Source organism: Tissierella creatinophila DSM 6911 (genome assembly GCF_001940565.1).
GTDB classification, from domain to species: Bacteria; Bacillota; Clostridia; order Tissierellales; family Tissierellaceae; genus Tissierella_A; species Tissierella_A creatinophila.
In genome coordinates this window covers 1-2,928 of the sequence record NZ_LTDM01000047.1, presented here as the reverse complement: position 1 = coordinate 2,928, position 2,928 = coordinate 1, and the positions used below count along the sequence as shown (strand labels likewise).

At 26.4% G+C, this 2,928-nt stretch carries 4 protein-coding genes and 1 riboswitch; all 4 genes read right to left on the bottom strand.

All coding sequences use genetic code 11. The features are described from left to right. Positions 1–228: 228 nt before the first annotated feature. Positions 229–675 (bottom strand): YhcN/YlaJ family sporulation lipoprotein, encoded by a 447-nt coding sequence (locus TICRE_RS09995; RefSeq protein ID WP_075727658.1) that lies wholly within the window; start codon positions 673–675, stop codon positions 229–231. Positions 676–818: 143 nt separating this feature from the next. Further along, positions 819–1,388 (bottom strand): phosphate propanoyltransferase, encoded by a 570-nt coding sequence (gene pduL / locus TICRE_RS09990; protein WP_075727656.1) that lies wholly within the window; start codon positions 1,386–1,388, stop codon positions 819–821. A gap of 79 nt (positions 1,389–1,467) precedes the next feature. After that, complete coding sequence (locus TICRE_RS09985; protein WP_075727654.1) at positions 1,468–2,061, bottom strand: flavodoxin family protein; 594 nt, start codon at positions 2,059–2,061, stop codon at positions 1,468–1,470. A 98-nt stretch (positions 2,062–2,159) separates the two neighbouring features. Beyond that, positions 2,160–2,251: riboswitch (THF riboswitch) on the bottom strand. A gap of 33 nt (positions 2,252–2,284) precedes the next feature. Next, positions 2,285–2,928: PDDEXK family nuclease (locus TICRE_RS09980; protein ID WP_158016519.1), on the bottom strand; the 644-nt coding region annotated here is incomplete at its 5' end.

Below are 2,928 nucleotides of genomic sequence, written 5' to 3'. Positions count from 1 at the left end.
TTTTCTATGCCCTTTTTCTGTGTATAACTAGATTCTCCAAAATTAACGAGCATATTTATTTATTGAATTAAATTTCCCTTTGTGGATAACCTTAGATAATTTCAAAACTCTATTCTGCAACTATCTAAAAATATTAATAGGTTAAAGTATATCATATTATTTTTATACTTCCAAACTATAAATTTTACTTATAGAGTAAAATTTAAATAAAGCTCATAAATATGAGCTTTATTTAAGATTTCTATCTAATATTTTATTTATTTCTAGTACATAATCATCATAAGGCTTTCCGTTTAAAAGTTCTCCTATAATGTTTTCAATTTCATTAAATGTCTTTTCATCTTCTGCTATCTTTACATTTTTTATAAGATTATCATTTTCTTTGACTACATTTACTATAGTTTCCCTAGTATCATCATTTAACTTTTGATCATAAGAGATAATTACTGAGACTATAGCTGTGTCATTAAATATAAGTGTAGTAGCTCCATCTATGCCAAAGAGTTCTACTACGATGTCTGATATTTTTTCACTTCTCTCAAGGATTTCTGAGTCAACCCCTTCTACCTGCAAAGATGAGTTTTTCCCATTTTTAGATATACCTTTTTTTTCATCCACACAACCAATTTGTAAAACTAGAGAAACTATTAAAAGCAATAATATATTTTTTTTCATATAATCAATCCTCCTATTATATATCTTTTCATATTTAGGAAAAATTATAACAAATATATTATTATTTTTTTATTTTTATAGTTTTTTAATTGTCCTAACTTCAAAACCCGTGCCAAGTCTTATTGCTTGTTTTTATCCTAGTACTATATTAGTTCAACAAGCTCACCATTTTTTACCCCACATGCATTTCCTTCTTCAACATCTACATGCATCTCTAGTGCATAACTATCGCTTATCCTAACCAATACTTCTTCAAATGTTAATCCTCTTGGTCCTTCAATTTTAATCTTTACCCTGTCTTTATCTTTTACATCAAATTTTTTTGCATCTTCAGTATTCATGTGGATATGTCTAGCCGCTACTATTACACCTTTATTCATTGCAGTTTCACCCTCTGGTCCTACAAGTTTTAATCCAGGAGTGTTATCAATATCTCCAGAATCCCTTATTTCAGTTTTTACTCCTAGCTTAAATGCATCACTTACAGAAATCTCAAATTGAGTTTCTGCTCTTACAGGTCCAAGGATTCTTACACCTTTTATCGTTCCTTTAGGACCCACGGCATCTACTTTTTCTTCACAAGCATATTGACCAGGTTGAGATAAATCTTTAAGTTTTTTAAGAGTATATCCTTCACCAAATAATTTGTCTAAATCCTCTTGACTTAAGTGTATATGCCTATTTGACAATGCTATTGGTAATTTGTTTTTCATAAAAACCCCTCCTATATTAAATAAATCTTCTATAATACTTATATTATATAACTAAATTTAAATAAATCAAATCACAAACTTATCTTTGAATATTGAATTTTTTTAAAGTACTAAAGTTTTTCCCTATCATTTCTAGTTCGTTTTTTAATGGCTCTTGAGTTTCTACTGGTTCTTTATCTGTATTTGAAATAAAATAATTTCCTATTTGTTCTACGTTTATAGATTTGAAAAAGTAATCCAATATAGGGTTTATTCCTATAAATTGATTAAAGGTAAAAGGTGCTCCTCCTACACATATACAGATTCCTTTTCTATCTTTATTTCTCATATAATCTTGTCCATGAGAATATTTTAAAGACCAATATCTTTGACATCTATCTATTATATTTTTGGTTAAACCATTAAAAGAATTAAAATATAAAGGTGAGGCAAGTATCACTACATCTGCATTATCAAATTCCTCATAAAGTATATCCATATCATCCTTTTGTACACAGTTTACTTTATGACCACAATAGTCACAGCCTGTACAAGGATTTATCTTTAAATCTCCTAAATATATCTTTTTTATTTTGTATTCTTTTTTATTCATATTATCTAAAACTTGGTTCAAAGCCTCATTAGTATTTTTATTTTTCCTGGGACTGCCCATAAGGGCTACTACGTTTTTCATAAATTCACCTAAATTCTAGTTTCATTTTTAAAGAGTTTAAGAATACTATATGAAATAAATGCATGTAAAGGTATACTTATAGCCACACTTAGAACTCTAAAAGGATAAGCAGTAAAAGGACGCAAAAATAATATTCGTTTAAGGACAACTTCCCATCCCTTAACACTTAACGCCTTTTACCTACTCTGTCTTCTAACAATTTTTATTCATTATAACATATTTTCTATATAAACGGTGATCTATCTTTAATTATAATATATTCAGAGAACTTATAAGCTAGCAATAAAGTTGCTATTATAAAAATTGAAAGTGATGCAATTTTATAATAGGGTTTATATACTACTATATAAGAAAATATATAAAATACTATAGAAACAGTATAGAGTTTTATAATCTTATTTTTATTGATAGTTTTTATTTGTTTTTTTATTTCATTTCTATTATCCATAAAATTTTCTAGAATATATTCTTCTATTTCCGCATCTTCTGGATAAAAATCAGTTTGTTTTATCATCTCTATCATCTTTTCTATATCATACGCCATTATGTTTGAAATTTCTTTTACATCTTCTGTAAACGAAGAATTTGTAATTATTATACCTTCAAAGCCCATATTTTTAATTTCTTTTAAAAATATATCGATATCTCTTAAATAAACTTTTTGATTATCATCTAATTTAAAACATTTTATCTTATACTCTTCTCCTTGAATTTCACATTTTAAATCTATAGGGAATTCTTCATATTCTACCTTTGTATTATAATATTTTTCAAATAAATCTCTTACATAATTCTTAAACTCCGTATGTTTTAAATTAGATAATTCTTTTAATAATTTCTCTCTTTTTAAGTTTTCCTTAATTATAT

Excerpts from the sequence above, each read along its gene's own strand:
- TICRE_RS09995 (WP_075727658.1), bottom strand. The coding sequence starts at position 675 with ATGAAAAAAAATATATTATTGCTTTTAATAGTTTCTCTAGTTTTACAA.
- pduL (WP_075727656.1), bottom strand. The coding sequence starts at position 1,388 with ATGAAAAACAAATTACCAATAGCATTGTCAAATAGGCATATACACTTA.
- TICRE_RS09985 (WP_075727654.1), bottom strand. The coding sequence starts at position 2,061 with ATGAAAAACGTAGTAGCCCTTATGGGCAGTCCCAGGAAAAATAAAAAT.